Here is an 18,304-nt window from a genome sequence, read left to right on the forward strand (position 1 = left end):
TCAAAAAAGGCGCTTTCCTGTGTAAAACAATTGACAGGAATTAGGATAAATTGGCAGTACTCAGTTAATAGTGGTATTTTTGCGAAAATTTTTTGCAAAAATGATTTACTTAACGCGAGTAGAGAACTTCAATGCGGCGCATAAGTTGTCTAACCCGGCCTGGAGCAAAGAGAAGAACGAAGAAGTTTTTGGAAAATGCGCCAACGAGAACTGGCATGGTCATAACTATGAGTTACATGTTACGATAAAGGGCAATCCTGACCCCGAAACTGGTTTTGTATTCAATGCCAAAACATTGGGAGTAATTATCAGAGATGCTGTTATAGAGAAGATAGATCACCGGAATCTCAATATGGATGTTGATTTCATGAAAGGCAAATTCACTTCTGCCGAAAACCTGGCCATTGCCATCTGGGATCAGCTGGCAAAACACCTGCCTGCCGAAGTTCAGCTGCATTGTATTAAATTATTTGAGACCCCACGCATATACGTAGAGTATTACGGAGGAAAATAGTGCAGGAAGATAGTATATGCCTGACCTTTGGAATTTGTTTAAATCATATAAGAATGGCGTATAATAAGAATGAAAGTTATGATGAAAAGATCACGTCCGGTCTTGTAGAGAACTATAAAGAATGCCTGCACTTACTGGGGGAAGACCCCGAACGGGAGGGTTTGTTAAAAACTCCTGAGCGCGTGGCTAAAGCAATGCAGTTCCTCACACAGGGGTATCAGCAGGATGCCCGTGAAATTCTGAACGGAGCGAAATTTACAGAAGCCTATAGCGAGATGGTGATTGTAAAAGATATAGAATTATATTCTATGTGTGAACACCATATGCTGCCCTTCTTTGGGAAAGCCCATGTAGCCTATATTCCGAATGGATATATTACAGGTCTGAGTAAAATCGCAAGGGTAGTAGATGTATATGCCCGCCGTTTGCAGGTACAGGAGCGGCTGACCCATGAGATTCTGGGTGCTATCCAGGAAACGCTGCAACCTCAGGGAGTAGCAGTGGTGATTGAAGCGCAGCACCTGTGTATGATGATGCGCGGAGTGCAGAAACAAAACTCTGTTACTACAACTTCCGCTTTCAGCGGACAATTCGCCCATGGTACTACCAGGTCGGAGTTCATGAAGTTGATCAACAAATAAGTGTTAGCTTTTAGCTTTTAGCAAAATGCAGCGAATGTTATCTTCGCTGCATTTTGCTAAAAGCTAAAAGCCAACGCTCTTTCGTATATTTGAAAAAATTAATCTGAAAACAACCATCACCACTATGAAGCATGCTTACGTATTTCCGGGTCAGGGTTCCCAGTTCCCGGGTATGGGTAAAAATCTGTATGAGACAAATGAAAAAGCTAAAGCCCTGTTCGAGCAGGCAAATGATATTTTAGGCTTTCGTATTTCTGATATTATGTTCAATGGTACTGAGGAAGATCTGAAGCAGACAAAGGTAACACAGCCTGCAGTATTTCTGCATGCAGTCATTGCTTTCCTGTGCACAGAGCATTCCCGGCCGGATATGGTAGCAGGGCATTCACTGGGCGAATTTTCGGGCCTGGTAGCAAACGGTGTATTATCATTCGAAGATGCTTTAAAGCTGGTGGCTATCCGTGCCAATGCTATGCAGAAAGCGTGCGAAGTACAGCCATCCACCATGGCAGCTGTATTGGCGCTGGATGATGCAAAAGTGGAAGAAATTTGTGCCGCTGTTACTGCGGAAATCGGTGAGATTGTAGTGCCTGCAAATTATAATTGTCCCGGACAGCTGGTGATTTCCGGTTCTGTCAAAGGTGTGGAGATCGCTTGTGAAAGAATGAAAGCTGCTGGTGCCAAGAGGGCATTGATACTCCCTGTTGGCGGTGCTTTCCACTCTCCGTTGATGGCCCCTGCCAGAGAAGAACTGCAGGCCGCGATTAATGCAACCACTTTCAACACGCCATCCTGCCCGGTATACCAGAACGTAGTAGCAGCTGCTGTTACGGAACCTGCACAGATCCGGGAAAACCTGATCAATCAGCTTACGGGTGCCGTAAAATGGACGCAGTCCGTTCAGGCAATGATTGCCGACGGCGCCGGTGAATTCACCGAAGTAGGCCCGGGAAAAGTATTACAGGGACTGGTGCAGAAGATAGATAAGACTGCGGCGGTGAATGGAATAAACTAAAGCAATTAAGGATTAGGAATATAGAAAGAAGAATGCCAGCAGAGATAGCACCGATATGATTTTCGCGTTTACTATCTCTGCTGGCATTCTTCTTTCTATATTCCTAATCCTTAATTATTCAAAGCTTCAGCTCCATTTCATACTGCGAAAGATATTGTTCCAGTCCTGCGGACTGAAGGAACTGGCTAATTTCAGGGAAATTTTCATCGATATTGATGATCGTCATCGGGCCGTTGACCTTGTCGGCAGCATATTGCAGCAGCGCAGTACCTATACCTTTTCTGCGGAAACCGGGGTGTACAGCAATATTCCTGATTCGCCGGGTGTCTTTATGAACACTGATGAAACCCACCGTTTGTCCCTCAATAGCGGCCTCCCAGGTAGCTGTGTAAGGCGCTTCCCTCCTGATACTGCTTATGGTGTTCGACCAGGTAGGTGTCATATCCATAAATGCGGCCAGGGTGCCCCAGTCGGGTGCGTTGTTGGGTTGGATGCTGATACCCGCGTCTTTATTGGATGGCAGTTTTCCTACAGTACCTTTAAATGAGTGGATTGTGCGTATCTTTTCAAAGCCGGTATTGGTATATGCCTTGATGGCGGGCAGGTTGGTGCTGATCACCTCCAGTATGATCCTGCGTATGCCATTTTGCTGGTATACCGGTATGAAACGATCGTACATTTTTTGCACGAGGTGCTGGCCGCGGTAGTCCGATATTACACCGGTTCCCCCGTTATATAGTACTGCAGGCCTTTCTTTATTATCGACTGCATGCAGTATAAAGCCCCCCAGTTTATCTCCGGCATAGGCTCCGATGGAATAATTGCGTTGCAGGTTTTCTCCCTGTATCTTTTGTTCCAGTATGGAAGGAGTCAGGTGCAGCGGCACTATATAGTCACTGAAGGCAGCGTTGAATGTATTACAAAGCTCCAGGGTAGTCACATGTTCGAGCGTGCGGAAGTCCTGTATGAAAATCATAATCTAATGGTATGTTACCAATATTAATGATGATTAGTGACATGCCCTCCGGGAATGTTATGAACGGAAAGTTATTTTAAATCTATGCTGACATTGATCCATTCCGGATCGAATTTATCAGTATATTTTTTATAGAAGTTAATGGCAGGAGTATTCCATTCCAGCACCTGAAAAACAATGCCGCTGAATGCTTTTTCCCTGGCTTCTTCCAGCAATGCCTCAAACAATAACTTACCGATCCCTTTTCCCCTCCATTGTTCAGTAACAATGATATCTTCGAGGTACATACGGCAGCCTTTCCAGGTGGAATAGCGTACATAATACAGTGCAGCTCCCTGTATCTTTTCCTGCCCGTTCTCCTGCGTGGTAGCTACAAATCCTTTCCATACAGGGGATGGGCCGAAGCCCGCATTTTCGAAGTGGTCCGGTGTTACTGTTACTTCTTCAACGGCATTTTCATATTCAGCCAGTTCCCTGATGAGCTCCATTAATCGCGGGCAATCTTCTTTTCGTGCAACCCTTACTGTTATATCTGCCATAGTAATGAATATTTGTTTGCAGGGACAAGTGTAATGAATTGCCCGTCTGTATCCGGTGCAAAATAATCAAAATTGTCCTAATCTGTTTGCCGGCTCAGCCCCGGGGCACTATCGGCGTGGGAAGTCATGATAAATATCGTATGCCAAAATGAAAAACAATATTGTAATTTGTAGGATGTTTAGGGTAAAACAGTTTTAACTTTCGGTACATGAAAAATTTGTTGCTGCATTATGCTGCTTATAACCACTGGGCAAACCAGCAGCTGGTGAAAGTATTGCTGAAACTGAAGGAAGAGCAGCTCGACAGGGACCTCGGCGGGGGCTTGTCTACACTGAGGGCAGGGGTATATTATCTCTGGTCGGCGGAGTACTGCTGGTATGAGCGGTTGCAGCTGACGGAGAAAGCAGCAGATCCGTCGGAAGGCTTTGAAGGTACTTTGGCCGACGCCTGCGCCGAATGGCTGAAACAATCGTTGCTGTTGGAGAAATGGGTGGAAAAAGCTACCCTCGTGAAACTGGATCACACCATCGCTTTTACTCAGAAAAAGAGTGAGCATTATAAAATGCCGGTACAGGATGTTATTATGGAGATGTGTAATAATAGTACTTTCTACCGGGGGCAACTTGTATATATGTTGGAACAATTAGGAGTCAGCAGGATCCCTGTGATATCGTTCGGCCGGTTTAAGCCCAAAAAATAGGTGGATTTTATTATTTTTATCTGATTTTCTGCGTTAAAGTTCCTATATGAATGCTGCATCTTTTTATGCAAAAGCCCCGAAACACCTGGTGGCAGTAGATTGTATCATCTTTGGTTTTGATGAAGGACGCCTGAAGTTACTGATCATGCAAAGGAAAGTAGCTCCAATGGAGGGGGAATGGTCGTTAGTGGGAGGATTTGTTCAGGAGGAGGAAAGTACCGATGAAGCGGCCGCGCGGGTGTTGGAGCTCACTACCGGGCTGAATGATATTTATATGAACCAGCTGCGCTGTTATGGCGAAGTAAAACGTGATTCCGGCGCCAGGGTTATTTCAGTGGCTTATTATGCGCTTATACGTATTCCGAATCACGATAAGCCGCTGGCCAGGGAACATGGCGCACACTGGCTGGAACTGCATGAAATTCCCGAACTAATCTTCGATCACCGGAAAATGATCGAAGACGCACTGGAAGCGCTGCGTAACAACGCACAATTCCACCCCATCGGCTTCGAGCTCTTGCCGGAGAAATTTACCCTCTCCCAACTCCGTAGCCTCTATGAAGAAATTTACCGAAAAACACTTGATAAACGCAATTTCCGCAAGAAGATTCTATCATTGGATGTAATGGAAAAACTGGAGGAAAAAGATAAGACTTCCTCCAAGAAAGGAGCCCACTTATACAGATTTGACCCGGAAAAGTATGATGCCCTGAAACGTAAAGGGCTGGTATTCGAGATCTGAGTTCTAAAATGAATAAAATGGATGAAAGCGGGAACTGTAAATAAAATTATTTTACAGGTTGTTTAATCCCCTTTATGTTGTGTTTGCGTTACGCAGGCCTCTATAGCCTTTTTTTGATTTCACATTCTTTATGTGCCCAGTATAATAGCAATATTACTGCAACGAAGAATGCGTTATCACATATAACGGACAGTACAGCTTATGTGGACGCCCTGAACCGGCTTTCGCTATGGTATCTTCCCTGTCAGCTCGACAGCAGCGGGCAATATGCCCGGATGGCGAAGAATATCGCGGAACGCATCGGGTACGACAAGGGGCAGCGTGAATCCTTACGATCTGTAGGACGCTATTATGCGCTAAGGCCACATCGTTATTTATCCTACCTTTTTTACGACAATGCCCTGAATGCCTGCCGGGCCGCCGGAGACTCAGCAGGTGTTGCTTCCGTGCTGATGAACATCGGCCTTTACTTTCAGTATGAAGGAAAATTGCGGGAAGCAAAGGATTTCCTGACCCGTTCCCTGAATATCGTTACAGACCTCCATCTGGATTCCCTGCGGGCCTGGGTACTGGTGAATTATTACACAGTCAATGAATCAGATTCGGCCACACTGCCGTCTGCACAACAGGCGTTACAGCAGGCAGAAGTACTTACGCAAAAGTACGCCGACCAACTTGGACTGATATATACGCGCCTGTTCCGGGATCATGAAGAACAGCGGGCAGGACGCATGGATAAAGCTATCAGCGATTTGAAAGCAATAACACTGCAGGCCGACAGCATCGGGTTGAACTATGTTGCGATGTATGCCAGTACCCTGGTGGCGTATTACCAGGTAGCATTGCGGCAGGCAGATTCGCTGGTATATCAACGGAAGGCTGTAGACTATGCAGCAGCCGGTGGATATACCGGGTTGGTATTACCAGTGATCAATGCCTTGTATCACCACTATCAGCATATCGGAGATACAAAGGAAGCTGCAAAATACAGCCGTCTTGCACTGAGAGTAATGGTACAGCAACAGGACGACATGGTGGCCGGAGAAGCGGATTACCTGTCGTACGCCTTTGGGGATGAATGGATGGATTCGATGCGAATTCAGCAACAGACCCAACACCAGCAACTAACGAAAAGCAAGAGTATTAACCGGTTCTGGTTTTTCCAGATACTCATTATTACCGCTATCGCGGTGTTGTTAACGGTAATGCTGGCTTATTTTATCCGTGCCTACCGGCTTTCTCATAAGAATGCCGCACGGATGGCCGATCTGCAGGCAGAAATCGCTAAAGGTAACCAGGCATTGCAAGACAATGATGATTTCAAGAACAAGCTTATTTCCATGATCGCGCATGATTTCCGGACGCCGTTGTATAATATCGTCAATATCACCGGATTCATTGACGAACAGGCGCTTTCCGTTACCGATGCGGCTAATATGATACTGGAGGTGGAGCGTACGGCGGCATCAAGTCTTAATGTATTTGAGGAAATATTAAGATGGATAAGGACACAGCTGTCTGGTTTTATCTATTACCCGCAGCGGTTCCTGCTGATGGATATGATGAAAACCACTATTTATAATCTGCAACACCTGGTTGCTGCAAAAGATATCAGCATTGTTACCGACATTCCGGAAGATACCATCATTTGGGGGGACTATGAGATGCTGCAATTCATTCATCGGAATTTTTTGCATAATGCAATCAAGTTCTCACCAGACAGCGGACTGATCACCATCAAAGCCACACGTGAAGCAGGCTGGCTTACAGTGTCAGTTACCGACGAGGGTGCCGGCATTGATGCCGGTGTATTACCTTCTCTCTTTAATTGGAGCAGCAGTGCGTATGAGCAGGAGCGTACCGGCAAAGGGGCTGGCGTGGCCCTCATTATCTGTAAAGATTTTATAGATAAGATGAATGGGAGGATAAATGCAGAAAACAACCGGGAAGAAGGCAGCACCTTTTATTATCAGCTGCCTGAAGTACCAAAAAAGGGATAGCATGAGTGGTTTGGCACCCTATAAGCGTGCGGGTTACAGAATACTGGTGATCATTGTGCTGATTGCCGGTGGATGCTGCTGTGGTTGCCAGAAGGCTCGCTGCCAGCAATCTCAGTTACCTGTATTATTAAAGGAGCTGGCATCCACGCAGGATAGCGGGAAGTATGTGCTAATGCTGGGGAAGGTGGGTACGTTTTACATGACGACGAATATCGACAGCAGCTTCTTTTATGCGGTGAAGGAATATGAAATGGCCAGCCGCTTACAGGATAAAAGAGGTTTGGCGGATGCTTACGACCTCATGAGCTGTTGTTATATATTGCGAACGGATTTCAACATTGGGGGTTTCTATTGTTATAAAGCATTGCAATTACATAAGAGTCTGGCCGACAGTGCCCGCATTGTTCTTACGTTAAACGACATCTATATATCTTACCTTAACCAGGGCCGGCCTGAAGAAGCAAATAATTACTTTTATGAAGCGTTTCATATGGCGTCGCGCCTGCCGCCGGAGAATGATTCTGTATACTCCATATTGTTGATAAACTATGCCATACGCTTTCATGCAGATACAACCCGTAAGGATTCCGTACAATGGGCGCTGCGGCAGGCTGGTGTTATAAGCCGGAAATATCCTTACAATAGGGTATCGTTGTATGTAGATACCTACCAGGCCGATACCCTGGTGAAACAGGGCCGTGGTAACGAGGCGGAAGCCAGAATCAATGAACTGGGCGATGAGGCGCTGCAGAGAGGAATGCCGTTTGTGGCCATGGAGATTTACAGCCATGTAGAGGAGTACCGTCAAATGGGATACGAGGCTGATTCCACTTATTACAGGGAACTTACTTTCGGGCTTGCAAGAAAGGCCGGTTGTCCGGAACTGGTATTGCCGGCACTTGTAGGTTTAGTAGATTATTACCATCAACAGGGAAACCGGGAAAAGGAAAATTATTATAGCGGAGAGATTATGAAAATGGCCGTGAAGCCCCGGTTTCAGCAGAAACGTGATAATGTGAATTACATTAATTTCTTCCTCAAACAGCAATCACTCCATAAGCTTGCGACAAGAATACAACAACAGCAGAAAGAGCTGGAGCGGGCAAGATCAGAGAAGATATATAAGCTGCAAATAGCAGCGGGGTTGATTGTGATAGTGATCCTCCTGTTAATACTGCTTTTCGTCAGGCATCGCCAATACCGGGTTTCACAGGCCCATGAAAAAATGATGGCGGCCGGATATGCTGCCATCTCCCTCAGGAATGTAACATTAAAGGCGAACGACGAATTTAAGAATAAGCTGATAGCAGTTATCGCCAATGAGTTCAGAGCACCTTTGCATTATATTTCCGATGCTGCCCTGCAGCTTGGCTCGAAGGATATAGATCAGCCATCCATGGCGGCCCTGATCAGGAAAATTGCTATTGTTTCAGGAAATACGCTGTCGGTATTCGATAATATCCTGAAATGGATTGCTCTGCAGCTCTCGGGTTTTAAATATCAGCCGGTCAGCTGTAAGCTAAACGACATTCTCCGGGAAGTGACAAAAGCACTAACCCCGGTGGCAGCAGAGAAAATGCTGACGATAGTGAATCAGGCGCCGGAAAATATTGTTGTTTGTAGCGACCGGGAGATGTTGAAAATGGTGGTGTTGCACCTGGTACGTCTTTCAATAGGGTTTACGCAGCCGGCAACGTTGTTGGTCATTACCTCGTGGGTGACAGGGGAAAGAACTTTCATACGGATCACGGCAGATACAGGAGATAACTTAACAACAATCCTGAAATCATTATCGAGATGGCAGGACGATATGCATGCCCTGACACTGGCTATTGTCAGGGATTTTGTGGAAAAGATGAATGGCACCACCACGGTGACCGAATCAGCCGGGAAATACCTGGTTTTTACCATCGATTTTCCCGGTATGCCCACGTCTGTTGCATAAAAAAAGCTATCAGATATATCCCCCATAAGAGGGAATATCAGATAGCCTTGCTATATATTTTAAGCCAGGGGCTTATTTTCCTACTTTATCACCGTCGTAAGCCCAGCGGATATAGCTTGCGCCCCAGGTGAAACCACCACCAAAGGCAGCCATCAGCAGGTTATCGCCTTTTTTGAGTTGCTTTTCATAATCCCAGAGGCATAATGGAATAGTACCGGCAGTGGTATTACCATACCGTTGAATATTCATCATTACTTTTTCGTCCGGCAGGTTGATATATTGGGAAGTGGCAGCAATGATACGTTTGTTGGCCTGGTGAGGTACCAGCCAGGCAATATCATTAGCAACAAGATTATTGCGTGTCAACACATCCTTCGCGGCTTGTGCCATGTTGGAAACAGCGTATTTGAATACCATCTTGCCTTCCTGGTAAACGTAATGTTCACGGGCATTCACGGTTTCAATGCTGGCTGGTTTTACAGAGCCACCGGCTTTCATGTGCAGGTACTCACGGCCATGTCCGTCACTTTTCAGGATGCTGTCCAGCAGCCCGTATCCTTCTGTATTAGGTTCCAGCAGTACGCCGGCGCCACCATCTCCGAAGATAATACAGGTGGTTCTGTCGGTATAATCAATAATAGAGCTCATTTTATCCGCGCCTATTACCATTACTTTCTTGTAACGGCCACTTTCAATAAAGCGGGCGCCCGTGTCAAGTGCATATAAGAAACCAGAGCAGGCAGCGCTGATATCGAATCCAAAGGCATTTTTGGCGCCGATTTTATCGGTTACCACATTGGCAGTAGCCGGAAATGTCATGTCCGGAGTTACAGTGGCCACGATGAGCAGATCAATTTCTTCAGGAGAGATACCTCTCTTCCTGCAGATCTCTAACGCAACCGGTACACATAGGTCGGACGTTCCTCTCCCTTCTCCCTTCAGTATTCTTCTCTCCGAAATCCCCGTCCGGGTGAGTATCCATTCGTCGGTCGTATCTACTAATTTTTCTAACTCCTGGTTGGTTAGCACGTAGTCGGGAACATACCCACCCACCGCTGTAATGGCGGCCGTTATTTTATTCATATAAACTAAATATGTGTTTAAAACGAGGCGTAAAAATACGATATAAACGAATATTTCCTAAAAAACTAGCATATGATCAATATAAAGGATTGACAATCCGCCAAAAGTTAGCATCTTTGCCCCGGTTTCCAGGAGTACATTATTGATTAATTTCCAAAAGTTTAACTAAATTACTGAACCTTTACCTGTATGATCGCTTATCTGAACGGAAAATTGTCTTATAAGTCACCTGCTCTTGTGCATGTGGATGTGAATGGAGTTGGGTACGAAGTACAGATCAGCCTCAATACATATTCCCGGATACAGGATATGGAGAGTTGTAAGCTGTTAACCTTTCTGCAGGTTAAGGAAGATGCACATACCCTGTATGGCTTTTTTGAAGAAGCAGAAAGAAGCCTTTTTCTGCTGCTGATCAGTGTTTCGGGCGTTGGAGCAAGTACCGCCCGCATGATGCTTTCTTCCCTTCAGCCGGAAGATGTCCAACGGGCTATCATGATGGAAAATGAAAAAATGCTCGAAAGTGTAAAAGGCATCGGGGCAAAAACAGCCAAAAGGATTATCCTGGAATTGAAAGATAAAGTGACGAAACAGAAAGATACTGGTGCAGTACATTTATCTTCTGTTGCGAACAATACAATGCACGAAGATGCGTTAAATGCTCTGGTAACTCTGGGGATAGCCCGGAACATGGCAGAATCGGCAATTCAGAGAGTTATGAAAAATGAACCGTTGTTGCAAAATCTCGAAGAGCTGATTAAGAAAGCGCTGAGAAGCCTATAATCAATTAAAAAAACATCCTCTATAAAACCTATTTTTCTTGGCAAGAAAAACATACTATGGTGCTTTTGTTGTCGTGACAATTGTATCCTTTATCATTGTTGATACTGCCGCTAGGGATCGTTCTGGGAATCTGAAGTCATTGAAGAATTGGAGCTGGAAGTCGGATACCGCCATTAATGGTCAAACCAAAATCGATACTACCGGAAAAAAAGATACCTTGAAATACCCCCTTCAGGACAGACGCGGCCCCAGAATAACAGATCAGGGGCAGGGAAACGCTATTGATCTGAAGGACCCGGCAAACATCAACAAAACAGTAGAATACGACCCTGTTACCAAACAATATACCGTCACCGAAAAAATAGGGAATCAATATTACCGTAATCCCACCTATATGAGCTTTGACGAGTTTTATAAACTCCAGGCAAAGCAAAGTGAACAGGATTACTGGCAGAAAAGAGCCAGCATGCTGGGAAATCTTAACCAGCGCGCCAATGGCCCCGCCTTATACAATGGCAATAACCTCTTTGACCGCATTTTCGGAGGCAGCAAGGTAGATATCCGCCCTCAGGGGAGTCTCGACCTCACTTTCGGATACCAGGGCCAGAACATCAAAAACCCCGTGCTTGTAGAACAGGCCCGGAAAAATGGGGGCTTCAACTTCGACATGGGGATCAATATGAACGTGGTAGGCAAGATCGGCGATAAACTCAAACTGATTACCAACTATAACACCCAGGCCCAGTTCGATTTTGAAAACCAGGTGAAACTGGAATATACCGGCTACGCAGATGAGATTATCAAGAAAATCGAAGCTGGTAACGTCAGCTTCCCCCTGCGCAGTACCCTGATATCAGGTATACAGTCGCTCTTTGGGGTTAAAACCCAACTGCAGTTCGGCCGGTTGACCGTTACCAGCGTGCTTTCCAATCAGAAATCACAAAAGCAGAACCTGATGTTGAAAGGAGGTACCCAGGTACAGGACTATAACCTGCGGGCCGACGAATATGAGGATAACCGTCACTTCCTGCTGGCCCAATACTACCGGGATACTTTCAACTACGCCATGGCTAACCTTCCTGTGATAAGGTCCATGACCAATATCACAAGACTGGAAGTATGGGTGACCAATAAAACCGGTGCCACTACACAAACGCGCGATATCGTGGGTTTAATGGATCTCGGGGAGTATAAACCCTACAACCCTAATATCCACGTCCTGACTTCTTCCAAGCTACCAGACAGGGGAACTAACGATCTGTATGCAAACCTGATCAGGGATCCTGCCAGCCGTAATACGAGTACGGTAGTCAGCCGACTGTTGGGCCTTGGTCTGCAGCCGGTTTCGGAGTTTGAAAAAACCTTCGCCCGTAAACTTGATTCTACAGAATATACCTATAACAAGCAACTGGGCTTCATTTCCCTGAATCAGCAGCTGCAGCCGGATGAAGTACTGGCGGTAGCCTACCAGTATACCTACAACGGCCGCGTATACCAGGTGGGTGAATTTTCCCAGGATGTACCACCGGATCAGAACAACAGCGCTAATTCGCCTATGTTGTTCCTGAAACTCCTGAAAGCTACATCTGCCCGTCCTACTTTACCTATCTGGCACCTGATGATGAAAAACATCTATGCTACCGGTGCATTCCAGGTAAATAAAGAGGATTTCCGGATGGATGTTTATTATAAAGATCCGGGTGCTGAAGGACGCCCACCCAGCGATAAACGCTACATACCCGACGCTAAAGGAGAATTTGCCGGCGCGCCGATCATCACCATCCTGAACCTCGATCGACTGAATAACCAGCTGGATCCTCAGCCCGATGGGGTGTTCGACTATGTGGAAGGCTACACCATCAACTCACTGACAGGAAAAATCATGTTCCCCGTACTGGAACCCTTTGCCGGCGGCCTGAAAAAGGCATTCGGCGGGGATGCTGCGTTGGAAAAACAATATCTCTATAATGTCCTGTACGACTCCATCAAGGTGGTGGCACAGCAATTTCCGCAACTGAACCGCTATGTGATCAGAGGGTCCTATAAATCGGCCAGTTCGTCGGAAATCAGTCTTGGCGCAGGTACTATTCCCCCTGGATCTGTAACTGTGACAGCCGGTGGCCAGATGCTCAGGGAAAACGTGGACTATATCATCGACTATAACCTGGGCCGGTTGAAAATCATCAATGGCGGTATCCTCAGCTCTGGTCTGCCCATCAACGTTCAGTTCGAGAACAACGCACTATTTGGGCAACAGGTAAGAAACTACTTTGGAACCCGGCTCGATTATATCGTCAATGATAAATTAAGTCTGGGAGGTACCATCGTACGTATGAGTGAGCGCCCGTATTACCAGAAGGTGAACTACGGCGAAGATCCTATCAAAAATACCATGGTAGGACTTGATGTAAACTACGCTTCCGAATGGAAAGGCCTCAACCGCCTGCTCGATAAATTGCCCAACTATACAAGCACTACTCCTTCACACATCCTGTTTACCGGTGAGGTAGCCCGGTTGTTCCCGGGGCATAGTAAGCTGGTGAACGAACCAGGCAGCCGCTCAGGTACTGCGTATATAGATGATTTTGAAGGTACGAAAAGCGGGTACGATCTTAAATTTCCGGCTACCAGCTGGGCCCTGGCTTCCACCCCCAAAGGCGCCACCGATGCCAATGGACGGGAAATGTTCCCGGAAGCCGCACTGAATAATGTGCTGGATTACGGAAAAAACAGGGCAAAACTGGCCTGGTATATCATCGAACCTACCCTGCAATTACCGAGGTCGCCCAACCTGCCGCAGGGTATCACTACCGATGATCAATCGGATCCCCGCGTACGATTGGTTTATCAGAAAGAAGTATTTAAAAACAGGTCTACCGACTTTGGTCAAAGTCAGTTAAGCACCCTCGATCTGGCCTATTATCCTACCGAAAGAGGCCCGTATAACTTTACCAGTGACCTGATGGGGATGGATCGCAATGGCCGTCTTACCCGCCCGCAAACCAGATGGGGTGGGGTTATGAGGGCGATCGACAACAGCGACTTTGAAACAGCGAATATCGAATACATCGAATTCTGGATACAGGATCCGTTTATAAAACAGCCTAACAGCAAGGGCGGCGCCCTGTATTTCAACCTGGGTAACGTATCTGAAGACATCCTCAAGGACTCAAAGAAATTCTTTGAGAATGGTATGCCTAACCCCAGTCAGGATCCTAACAAGATAGATTCTTCCAAATGGGGCCGTCAGCCTAAATTCCAGCAACAGATCACGCAGGCGTTCGATAACGACCCTGCTATCCGTGCTTATCAGGACGTAGGTTACGATGGTTTGAGATCTCAGGACGAAGCAGCTTTTTATAAAACATACATGGATACGCTGGCGATGAACTTTGCCGGCTCCCCGGTATATAACCAGGCCCTCAAAGATGCATCTAACGATGACTATAAGCATTATCGTGATCCATCGTACAACGGGATGCCTATATTGCAACGTTACAAGGCATATAGCAATCCGGAAGGCAACTCACCGGTATCCAGCCCGAACGCGCAGTTCTCCTCTGCAGCTACCAATATCCCTGAATCGGAAGATCTGAACAAGGATAATACCATGAATGAAACGGAAGAATACTTCCAGTACCGGGTTGATCTCAAACCTAACATGCAGGTGGGTACGAATTTCATTGTAGACAGAATCGATGCAGATGTAACATTACCGAATGGACAGAAAACAACAGAAGCCTGGTACCAGTTTAAGGTACCGTTGAACCAGTATAATGCCAAAGTGGGCAGCATACCAGACTTCAAATCCATCCGGTTCATGCGTATGTTCCTTACCAACTTCAGCGACTCAGTAGTGGTGCGCTTTGGTAAACTGGAACTGGTGCGCAACCAATGGCGCCGTTATATGTACGAACTGCGGCCCGGAGATCCGATCCCGGTCGACAATTCAACCACCTTCAATTCTTCTGCGGTTAATATTGAAGAAAACTCTTCCCGTACACCGATTCCCTATGTACTGCCTCCGGGAGTGGTACGTCAGAATACCATCAGCGCCAACAATACAACTTTGCAGTTGAACGAACAGTCGTTGTCGCTGCAGGTATGTAACCTGAAAGACGGTGAAATCCGTTCAGTATATAAGAACCTGAACATGGATATGCGTCAGTATAAACGGATGCAGATGTATATTCACGCGGAAGCTACCGGTAGCGCAGGTGCACTGAAAGATGGACAGATACAGGCAGTTATCCGTATAGGAAGCGATTTTGTCAGCAACTATTACGAATACCGTATTCCGTTGAAAGTAACAGACTGGAACGGACCTAAAACAGCGCTGGACATCTGGCCTGAAAGAAATAACCTCGACCTGGTATTATCGCAACTGAGTGCCCTGAAGCAGAAACGTAATATGTGTGATTCCTGCTCTCCGCTGCTGCCTTATCCTGCTAATCCGGTAGCGGACCAGTATGGTAACTTTATGCAGGTAGTAGGTAACCCCAGCCTGGGCGATGCCCGCACCATGATGATTGGTATCCTGAATCCGAAAGACGACGGTATACCCCGATGCGGAGAAGTGTGGCTGGATGAACTTCGCCTGACCGACTTCGATGAAAAAGGTGGTTACGCTGCACTGGCCCGGGTGGATGTACAACTCTCTGATCTGGGTACTGTTTCCGTGTCGGGTAATATGCACACAGCCGGGTTCGGTAATATTGATCAGCGCGTGAATGAAAGGTTCAGAGATAATTTCCTGCAATACGATGCGGCTGCCAACCTGGATTTGGGTAAGTTGCTGCCCAAGAAAGCCGGTATCTCCATCCCTGTGTATGCCGGTTATTCTCAGGCAACCAGCAACCCGGAATATGATCCGTACGACCTCGACATTAAGCTGAAAGATAAGATGGCCCTGGCGAGAAACCGAAGGGAAAGGGATTCGATCAGACGGGATGCGCAGGACTTTACCTCTATTAAGAGCCTCAACTTTACCAACGTCCGTAAACTTAGTTTGAATGGAAAACGGCGACGATTATGGGATCTGGAGAACTTTGATATCAGTTATTCCTTCTCGCAGATATATCGCCATAATCCGCTTATTCAAACCGATTTGCTGACAAAGCACAGGGCCGGTTTGGGCTACAATTTCGCGGGGCAGCCACATTACCTGGAACCGTTTAAAAAGCTTTTCAAGACAAAAACTCACTGGCTGGATCTGATAAAAGACTTTAATGTGAACTATGTGCCGTCGATCCTCAGTTTCCGGGCCGATGTATCCAGGCAATTCGGGGCTACCCGTGTGCGTAACGTGGGGGGAGATGTCAAGTATCAACTGCCCGAAACGTATAACAAGTACTTTACGTTCGATCGTTACTACACCGTTAAATGGGATCTGACACGGAGCATTAACTTCGAGTTCAACGCTGTGAATAACGCACGTATCGACGAACCATACGGCCGGTTGAATTCCTCATCCAAAAAAGATACGGTGTGGAGGAATTTCTTCCGCGGAGGACGTAACGTGAACTACATGCACAACGCTAATTTCACGTATAACCTGCCTACAAGCAAGTTCCCTGCACTGAACTGGACGAACATATCGTTTGGTTACAGCACGGAATACCGCTGGACAGGCGCGTCGCAGCTGGCACTTTACCTCGGTAACGCCATCGAAAACTCCATGCAGAAAACACTGACGGCAGAATTTAAATTCGTGGAACTCTATAACAAATCAAAGTTCCTGCGTAAGGTCAATGCCCGTAAACAAATAATGCCGTCGAATAATCAAAATAGCAAGTCAAACAATAATCAACAAAACCAACAAAATCAGCAAAATCAACAAGTCGCTTCCGACGAAATATCGCCCTGGGTGAAAGCGATGCTGAAGCCATTGATGATGCTGAAGCGTGTTGGCTTCAACTATAACGAAAATGCAGGTACGCGTTTGCCAGGCTATATTGATAGTACCAAGATCCTGGGTATGAATTGGGCATCAATGGCCCCTGGATTGAAGTTTGTATTCGGTTATCAGCCCGACAGGAAATGGCTGGATCAGTTTGCACAGAAAGGGCTCATTACGCCCGATACGTTGTTCAACATACAGGCGCAGCAGCAGTATACCCAACGATGGGATCTACAGGCACAACTGGAGCCGTTCAATGATCTGCGGATTGATTTGAACATGACCAAATCGTTCACAAAAACGCATACAGAATTATTCAAGAACCTCACAGATCCACCCAACTATCAACATTTGAGCCCATATGACGCCGGTGGTTTCGAGATCACTTATATCGCCATCAAAACGATGTTCGGTAAGATCAATACTGCTGATGGTGTGTCGCAAACGTTCCGGAATTTCGAGGGTTATCGTAATGCCATCTCGCGCCGATTGGGAGCAGCCAATCCTTATAACAAAGATCCCGGCGTGCCAGTGAACGATCCGAAAGATCCGTCATATGCGTATGGTTATACCCGTTATGCACAGGATGTGCTGATCCCGGCTTTCCTCGCAGCCTATACAGGTACTACACCTGATAAGGTGTCGCTGCTGAAACAGGGAAATGATAATGTGAAGAGTAATCCATTCTCGAATTATATTCCGAAACTTAACTGGAGCGTGACATACAACGGTCTTACCAAGCTGGAACCATTCCGCAGCTTCCTGACCAATTTTACACTCCGGCATGCATATACCGGCAAGCTGGCCATGAATTCTTATAATACTTCCATGTATTTTGAAGATCCAAGGCTCTCCGGTTTCCCTGCCTTCAGAGACACGGTGTCCGGTAATTATTACCCGTATTTCCTCGTGCCTAACCTGACAATCACAGAAGCGTTTTCTCCATTGCTGGGAGTAGATATGACCTTTATCAACAGCCTCAGTGCACGGTTGGAATTCAGAAAGAGCCGGTCGCTCAGTCTGAGCCTGATCGATTATCAGCTGACGGAAGTTCGTTCCAGTGAAATCATCATTGGCGCCGGTTATCGCGTACGTGGTATGCAGCTGCCATTTTCCTTCAACAAAAACGGTGGCAAGCGGCTGCAGAATGATATCAACTTTAAACTGGATCTGAGCTTCCGCGATGATAAAACGGCTAATAATCGTTTGGATGCCGATCTGTCGATTCCAACGAGCGGACAGAAAGTAATTGGTATCTCACCATCGATCGACTATATCGTCAATAACAGGTTGAACCTGCGTTTCTTCTATGATCGCAGACAAACCATTCCTGTTATATCTACGTCGTATCCGATCACGAGCACGAGTGGAGGGTTAACGTTCAGGTTTATCCTTTCTCAATAGGGAAGAATATATAGATATGTTTGATCCGCATAAAAAAACCGTTCCAGGTACCTGGAACGGTTTTT

Annotated in this window: 12 protein-coding genes; 9 read left to right on the forward strand and 3 right to left on the reverse strand. The window is 46.4% G+C overall.

The annotated features are described in order from the left end of the window. The first annotated feature begins 100 nt into the window (after positions 1-100). From UNH61_RS01230 to fabD, 3 genes are all read left to right on the forward strand, one after another. Positions 101-514, forward strand: a complete 414-nt coding sequence (locus UNH61_RS01230; RefSeq protein WP_326990283.1) for a 6-carboxytetrahydropterin synthase — start codon at positions 101-103, stop codon at positions 512-514. A gap of 53 nt (positions 515-567) precedes the next feature. Continuing rightward, positions 568-1,155, forward strand: a complete 588-nt coding sequence (folE, locus tag UNH61_RS01235; RefSeq protein ID WP_326990284.1) for a GTP cyclohydrolase I FolE — start codon at positions 568-570, stop codon at positions 1,153-1,155. Positions 1,156-1,279: 124 nt separating this feature from the next. After that, positions 1,280-2,170, forward strand: coding sequence for an ACP S-malonyltransferase (gene fabD, locus UNH61_RS01240; RefSeq protein ID WP_326990285.1), 891 nt, complete (start codon positions 1,280-1,282; stop codon positions 2,168-2,170). Positions 2,171-2,288: 118 nt separating this feature from the next. On the opposite strand, the gene UNH61_RS01245 is transcribed toward fabD, so the two are convergent. Together UNH61_RS01245 and UNH61_RS01250 are read right to left on the reverse strand one after the other, a co-directional pair. Further along, positions 2,289-3,146, reverse strand: coding sequence for a GNAT family N-acetyltransferase (locus UNH61_RS01245; protein ID WP_326990286.1), 858 nt, complete (start codon positions 3,144-3,146; stop codon positions 2,289-2,291). Positions 3,147-3,217: 71 nt separating this feature from the next. Beyond that, positions 3,218-3,685 (reverse strand): GNAT family N-acetyltransferase, encoded by a 468-nt coding sequence (locus UNH61_RS01250; protein WP_326990287.1) that lies wholly within the window; start codon positions 3,683-3,685, stop codon positions 3,218-3,220. Between the two features lie 209 nt (positions 3,686-3,894). Here UNH61_RS01250 and UNH61_RS01255 point away from each other — a divergent pair, with 209 nt between their 5' ends. The 4 genes from UNH61_RS01255 to UNH61_RS01270 all read left to right on the forward strand — a co-directional run bounded on the left by UNH61_RS01255 (position 3,895) and on the right by UNH61_RS01270 (position 9,073). After that, positions 3,895-4,386: a DinB family protein gene (locus UNH61_RS01255; RefSeq protein ID WP_326990288.1), complete on the forward strand. Its 492-nt coding sequence runs from the start codon at positions 3,895-3,897 to the stop codon at positions 4,384-4,386. A gap of 46 nt (positions 4,387-4,432) precedes the next feature. Further along, positions 4,433-5,128, forward strand: a complete 696-nt coding sequence (locus UNH61_RS01260) for an NUDIX domain-containing protein (RefSeq protein ID WP_326990289.1) — start codon at positions 4,433-4,435, stop codon at positions 5,126-5,128. A gap of 113 nt (positions 5,129-5,241) precedes the next feature. After that, positions 5,242-7,128, forward strand: coding sequence for a HAMP domain-containing sensor histidine kinase (locus tag UNH61_RS01265; protein ID WP_326990290.1), 1,887 nt, complete (start codon positions 5,242-5,244; stop codon positions 7,126-7,128). Position 7,129: 1 nt separating this feature from the next. Then, on the forward strand, positions 7,130-9,073 hold the full coding sequence (locus UNH61_RS01270; RefSeq protein WP_326990291.1) for a HAMP domain-containing sensor histidine kinase: 1,944 nt from the start codon (positions 7,130-7,132) through the stop codon (positions 9,071-9,073). Between the two features lie 72 nt (positions 9,074-9,145). Here UNH61_RS01270 and UNH61_RS01275 read toward each other — a convergent pair whose 3' ends face one another. Beyond that, on the reverse strand, positions 9,146-10,156 hold the full coding sequence (locus UNH61_RS01275) for a beta-ketoacyl-ACP synthase III (protein ID WP_326990292.1): 1,011 nt from the start codon (positions 10,154-10,156) through the stop codon (positions 9,146-9,148). 189 nt (positions 10,157-10,345) lie between these two features. On the opposite strand from UNH61_RS01275, the gene ruvA reads away from it, so the two are divergent. Further along, positions 10,346-10,936 (forward strand): Holliday junction branch migration protein RuvA, encoded by a 591-nt coding sequence (gene ruvA, locus UNH61_RS01280; protein ID WP_326990293.1) that lies wholly within the window; start codon positions 10,346-10,348, stop codon positions 10,934-10,936. A gap of 37 nt (positions 10,937-10,973) precedes the next feature. Continuing rightward, positions 10,974-18,239, forward strand: a complete 7,266-nt coding sequence (gene sprA, locus UNH61_RS01285; RefSeq protein ID WP_326990294.1) for a cell surface protein SprA — start codon at positions 10,974-10,976, stop codon at positions 18,237-18,239. The last annotated feature ends 65 nt before the right edge of the window (positions 18,240-18,304 follow it).

The organism is Chitinophaga sp. 180180018-3 (assembly GCF_037893185.1).
In the GTDB taxonomy this organism is placed as follows: domain Bacteria; phylum Bacteroidota; class Bacteroidia; order Chitinophagales; family Chitinophagaceae; genus Chitinophaga.

Excerpts from the sequence above, each read along its gene's own strand:
- UNH61_RS01230 (WP_326990283.1), top strand. The coding sequence starts at position 101 with ATGATTTACTTAACGCGAGTAGAGAACTTCAATGCGGCGCATAAGTTG.
- folE (WP_326990284.1), top strand. The coding sequence starts at position 568 with ATGGCGTATAATAAGAATGAAAGTTATGATGAAAAGATCACGTCCGGT.
- fabD (WP_326990285.1), top strand. The coding sequence starts at position 1,280 with ATGAAGCATGCTTACGTATTTCCGGGTCAGGGTTCCCAGTTCCCGGGT.
- UNH61_RS01245 (WP_326990286.1), bottom strand. The coding sequence starts at position 3,146 with ATGATTTTCATACAGGACTTCCGCACGCTCGAACATGTGACTACCCTG.
- UNH61_RS01250 (WP_326990287.1), bottom strand. The coding sequence starts at position 3,685 with ATGGCAGATATAACAGTAAGGGTTGCACGAAAAGAAGATTGCCCGCGA.
- UNH61_RS01255 (WP_326990288.1), top strand. The coding sequence starts at position 3,895 with ATGAAAAATTTGTTGCTGCATTATGCTGCTTATAACCACTGGGCAAAC.
- UNH61_RS01260 (WP_326990289.1), top strand. The coding sequence starts at position 4,433 with ATGAATGCTGCATCTTTTTATGCAAAAGCCCCGAAACACCTGGTGGCA.
- UNH61_RS01270 (WP_326990291.1), top strand. The coding sequence starts at position 7,130 with ATGAGTGGTTTGGCACCCTATAAGCGTGCGGGTTACAGAATACTGGTG.
- UNH61_RS01275 (WP_326990292.1), bottom strand. The coding sequence starts at position 10,156 with ATGAATAAAATAACGGCCGCCATTACAGCGGTGGGTGGGTATGTTCCC.
- ruvA (WP_326990293.1), top strand. The coding sequence starts at position 10,346 with ATGATCGCTTATCTGAACGGAAAATTGTCTTATAAGTCACCTGCTCTT.